Source organism: Planobacterium oryzisoli, from assembly GCF_015354315.1.
Taxonomy (GTDB): Bacteria; Bacteroidota; Bacteroidia; order Flavobacteriales; family Weeksellaceae; genus Planobacterium_A; species Planobacterium_A oryzisoli.
Genome location: NZ_JADKYY010000016.1, coordinates 1 through 5,217, shown reverse-complemented (window position 1 = coordinate 5,217; position 5,217 = coordinate 1). Strand labels below are relative to the sequence as shown.

The window sequence follows — 5,217 nt, the reverse complement described above, 5'->3', positions numbered from 1 at the left end:
AAAAAAAACTGGCGGCGACCTACTCTCCCGCGTTAGCAGTACCATCGGCGCTAGAGGGCTTAACTTCTGTGTTCGGAATGGGAACAGGTGAGCCCCTCTGCTAAAACCACCCTAAATATTATATTAAAGCGATAAAAACGCTCACAAAGAAAAAACCTTCTTGCACTTTTGAGTGCCTGTAATAGGCTATAAATCTACGGGTAATTAGTACTACTCGGCTATGCTGTTACCAACTTTACACCTGTAGCCTATCAACGTCGTCATCTCCAACGACCCTTAAAAGATGTCTCATCTTGAGGCAGGTTTCGCACTTATATGCTTTCAGTGCTTATCCTAACCAAACGTAGCTACTCTGCGGTGCGCCTGGCGGCACAACAGATACACCAGAGGTTTGTTCAAATCGGTCCTCTCGTACTAGATTCAAGCCCTCTCAAACATCTAACGCCCGCAATAGATAGAGACCGAACTGTCTCACGACGTTCTGAACCCAGCTCGCGTGCCACTTTAATGGGCGAACAGCCCAACCCTTGGGACCTTCTCCAGCCCCAGGATGTGACGAGCCGACATCGAGGTGCCGAACCTCCCCGTCGATGTGAGCTCTTGGGGGAGACTAGCCTGTTATCCCCGGAGTACCTTTTATCCTATGAGCGATGGCCCTTCCATACGGAACCACCGGATCACTATGTCCTGCTTTCGCACCTGATCGACTTGTAGGTCTCACAGTCAAGCACCCTTATGCCATTACACTCTACGCACGGTTACCAAGCGTGCTGAGGGTACCTTTGAAAGCCTCCGTTACTCTTTTGGAGGCGACCACCCCAGTCAAACTACCCACCACGCAGTGTCCTTCTTTCGAAGTTAGGCTCCAAGTAAGCAAAGGGTGGTATTTCAACGTCGACTCCACCGACACTAGCGTGCCAGCTTCAAAGTCTCCCACCTATCCTACACATTGCTTACTCAAAGTCAATACGAAGTTATAGTAAAGGTTCACAGGGTCTTTTCGTCCCATTGCGGGTAATCGGCATCTTCACCGATACTACAATTTCACCGAGCTCGTGGCTGAGACAGTGCCCAGATCGTTACACCATTCGTGCAGGTCGGAACTTACCCGACAAGGAATTTCGCTACCTTAGGACCGTTATAGTTACGGCCGCCGTTTACTGGGGCTTCAGTCAAAAGCTTCGCTTACGCTAACTTCCTTCCTTAACCTTCCAGCACCGGGCAGGTGTCAGACCCTATACAGCATCTTTCGATTTAGCAGAGTCCTGTGTTTTTGATAAACAGTCGCCTGGGCCTCTTTACTGAGGCCTCCCCTGAGGGAGGCGTCCCTTCTTCCGAAGTTACGAGACTATTTTGCCTAGTTCCTTAGCCACGACTCACTCGAGCACCTTAGGATTCTCTCCTCGACTACCTGTGTCGGTTTTGGTACGGGTTGCTTCACTTCGGCTTTTCTTGGAAGCGGTTTCCCTGCAGCAGCTTCGCCCGAAGGCTAGGCCTTGACTATTCCGTCAGTCTCCAGCAAGTACGCCACTCCGTCCCCTTTTTAGTGTGAGCAAGTATGGGAATATTAACCCATTGTCCATCCACTACCCCTTTCGGGTTCGCGTTAGGTCCCGACTAACCCTCAGCTGATTAGCATGGCTGAGGAAACCTTAGTCTTTCGGTGTGCAGGTTTCTCGCCTGCATTATCGTTACTTATGCCTACATTTTCTTTTCTATAAGCTCCACAATGCCTCACAGCACTGCTTCTGCGCCAATAGAATGCTCCCCTACCCAGTATTAATACTGCCATAGCTTCGGTAATATGCTTATGCCCGATTATTATCCATGCCGGACCGCTCGACTAGTGAGCTGTTACGCACTCTTTAAATGAATGGCTGCTTCCAAGCCAACATCCTAGCTGTCAATGCAGTCCAACCGCGTTATTTCAACTTAGCATATATTTGGGGACCTTAGCTGTTGGTCCGGGTTCTTTCCCTCTCGGACATGGACCTTAGCACCCATGCCCTCACTGCTGACCATCATTTATTAGCATTCGGAGTTTGTCAGGAATTGGTAGGCGATGAAACCCCCGCATCCAATCAGTAGCTCTACCTCTAATAAACTAAATCAACGCTGCACCTAAATGCATTTCGGGGAGTACGAGCTATCTCCCAGTTTGATTGGCCTTTCACCCCTACCCACAGGTCATCCGAAGACTTTTCAACGTCAACCGGTTCGGTCCTCCACTTTGTGTTACCAAAGCTTCAACCTGCCCATGGGTAGATCACAAGGTTTCGCGTCTAATCCTACTAACTATGCGCCCTATTCAGACTCGCTTTCGCTTCGGCTCCGGACCTTAAGTCCTTAACCTCGCTAGTAAAATTAACTCGTAGGCTCATTATGCAAAAGGCACGCCGTCACCCAACTTGTGGGCTCCGACCGCTTGTAGGCGTACGGTTTCAGGTTCTCTTTCACCCTTCTATTCGAAGTGCTTTTCACCTTTCCTTCACAGTACTTGTTCACTATCGGTCTTTCAGGAGTATTTAGCCTTGGAGGATGGTCCCCCCATATTCAGACAGGATTTCACGTGTCCCGCCTTACTCATTTATCATCCATATATGCCTTTCATGTACGGGGCTATCACCCTCTATGGCTGCTCTTTCCAAAGCATTCTACTAAACATATACAAACTTTTGGGCTAATCCGCTTTCGCTCGCCACTACTTACGGAATCTCTTCGATTTCTTTTCCTCCGGGTACTTAGATGTTTCAGTTCTCCGGGTTCGCTCTGCTTACGCAGTAATACATCTTCAATGTATTGGGTTGCCCCATTCGGACATCTGCGGATCAATTCGTGTGTGCCAATCCCCGCAGCTTTTCGCAGCTTACCACGTCCTTCTTCGCCTCTGAAAGCCTAGGCATCCGCCATACGCCCTTAACGATTTCTTTCCTATTATTTTTAGTTTCCTAAAGCACTCAAAAGTGCTCGGTTTTCTCTTTGTGATGTCTTTACCGTTAATGTCAATGATCTGTTCTTCTTCTTACTAATAATGGTATACAAATGTTGTTTTTGGCTCCATTCGTTACTTTTAAACCAGCATAGTAAAACTGTGGAGAATAAGGGAGTCGAACCCTTGACCTCCTGCGTGCAAGGCAGGCGCTCTAGCCAGCTGAGCTAATTCCCCTCTATTCATTAGTAGTCTCGGGCAGGCTCGAACTGCCGACCTCTACATTATCAGTGTAGCGCTCTAACCAGCTGAGCTACGAGACTCTCTACCAAGATACCTAGTAAGCATCCCAATCTCTTCTCCCTGATACTAATTCCTAGGGGTATTCTATAATATAATATACAACCAAATAAAAAAACCAAAACGAAACTTCAAGTGAAGCCAATAATAATTTTTGACGTAAAGTCTCTAAAATGAGATGTTCCAGCCGCACCTTCCGGTACGGCTACCTTGTTACGACTTAGCCCTAGTTACTTGTTTTACCCTAGGCAGCTCCTTTTACGGTCACCGACTTCAGGTACCCCAAACTTCCATGGCTTGACGGGCGGTGTGTACAAGGCCCGGGAACGTATTCACCGCGCCATGGCTGATGCGCGATTACTAGCGATTCCAGCTTCATAGAGTCGAGTTGCAGACTCCAATCCGAACTGAGACCGGCTTTCGAGATTCGCATCACATCGCTGTGTAGCTGCCCTCTGTACCGGCCATTGTATTACGTGTGTGGCCCAAGACGTAAGGGCCGTGATGATTTGACGTCATCCCCACCTTCCTCTCTACTTGCGTAGGCAGTCTCACTAGAGTCCTCAACTTAATGTTAGCAACTAGTGACAGGGGTTGCGCTCGTTGCAGGACTTAACCTAACACCTCACGGCACGAGCTGACGACAACCATGCAGCACCTTGAAAGTGGTCCGAAGAAAAGCCTATTTCTAAGCCTGTCCACTCCCATTTAAGTCTTGGTAAGGTTCCTCGCGTATCATCGAATTAAACCACATAATCCACCGCTTGTGCGGGCCCCCGTCAATTCCTTTGAGTTTCATTCTTGCGAACGTACTCCCCAGGTGGCTAACTTATCACTTTCGCTTGGTCTCTGAATCCGAAAATCCAAAAACGAGTTAGCATCGTTTACAGCGTGGACTACCAGGGTATCTAATCCTGTTCGCTCCCCACGCTTTCGTCCATCAGCGTCAGTTGTAACTTGGTAACCTGCCTTCGCAATTGGTGTTCTGAGTAATATCTATGCATTTCACCGCTACACTACTCATTCCAGCTACCTCAACTACACTCAAGACTCGCAGTATCAATGGCAGTTCTACAGTTAAGCTGTAGGATTTCACCACTGACTTACGAACCCGCCTACGGACCCTTTAAACCCAATAAATCCGGATAACGCTTGCACCCTCCGTATTACCGCGGCTGCTGGCACGGAGTTAGCCGGTGCTTATTCATACAGTACCTTCAGCTCTCCTCACGAGGAGAGGTTTATCCCTGTATAAAAGAAGTTTACAATCCATAGGACCTTAATCCTTCACGCGGGATGGCTGGATCAGGCTTGCACCCATTGTCCAATATTCCTCACTGCTGCCTCCCGTAGGAGTCTGGTCCGTGTCTCAGTACCAGTGTGGGGGATCACCCTCTCAGGCCCCCTAAAGATCGTAGACTTGGTGAGCCGTTACCTCACCAACTATCTAATCTTGCGCGTGCCCATCTCTATCCGCCGGAGCTTTCAATATTAAGTGATGCCACTCAATATATTATGGGATATTAATCTTCCTTTCGAAAGGCTATCTCCCAGATAAAGGCAGGTTGCACACGTGTTCCTCACCCGTACGCCGCTCTCAAATCTCCGAAAAGATTCTACCGCTCGGCTTGCATGTGTTAGGCCTCCCGCTAGCGTTCATCCTGAGCCAGGATCAAACTCTCCATTGTATGTTTGTTCTGACTCACTCAAAGTATGACTTCGCTTTGGTTTTTTTTTCCTTACTTGGTTGTGTATTGTATTTTCAATGATCTTCTCTTCTCTTCGCATCCTCAGAAATCTCCTGTCGTTGTTTCTGATTTGCGAGTGCAAAAGTAAAAACTTTTTTTTAACTGACCAAATCTTTTTGAAAAAAATTTTGAGATTCTTTCGAAGACCAAACGCCCTCTCTTATCCCTAACTCCTTTCCTAATTCAATCATCTACTCCTGCGCTCCTACCTTCTTTCGATTTCGGATTGCAAAGATACGC

At 47.9% G+C, this 5,217-nt stretch carries 2 tRNA genes and 3 rRNA genes; all 5 read right to left on the bottom strand.

The features are described from left to right. Positions 1 to 6: 6 nt before the first annotated feature. The 5 genes from rrf to IC612_RS09915 all read right to left on the bottom strand — a co-directional run bounded on the left by rrf (position 7) and on the right by IC612_RS09915 (position 4,917). Positions 7 to 114, bottom strand: a 5S ribosomal RNA gene (gene rrf, locus IC612_RS09935). A 70-nt stretch (positions 115 to 184) separates the two neighbouring features. Further along, positions 185 to 2,930 (bottom strand): 23S ribosomal RNA (locus IC612_RS09930). A gap of 162 nt (positions 2,931 to 3,092) precedes the next feature. Next, positions 3,093 to 3,166: transfer RNA gene (locus tag IC612_RS09925), tRNA-Ala, on the bottom strand. Positions 3,167 to 3,178: 12 nt separating this feature from the next. Continuing rightward, positions 3,179 to 3,252, bottom strand: a tRNA-Ile gene (locus IC612_RS09920). Positions 3,253 to 3,400: 148 nt separating this feature from the next. Next, positions 3,401 to 4,917: ribosomal RNA gene (locus IC612_RS09915) — 16S ribosomal RNA — on the bottom strand. The 16S, 23S and 5S rRNA genes sit together here with 2 tRNA genes alongside, the layout of an rRNA operon. Positions 4,918 to 5,217 lie beyond the last annotated feature (300 nt).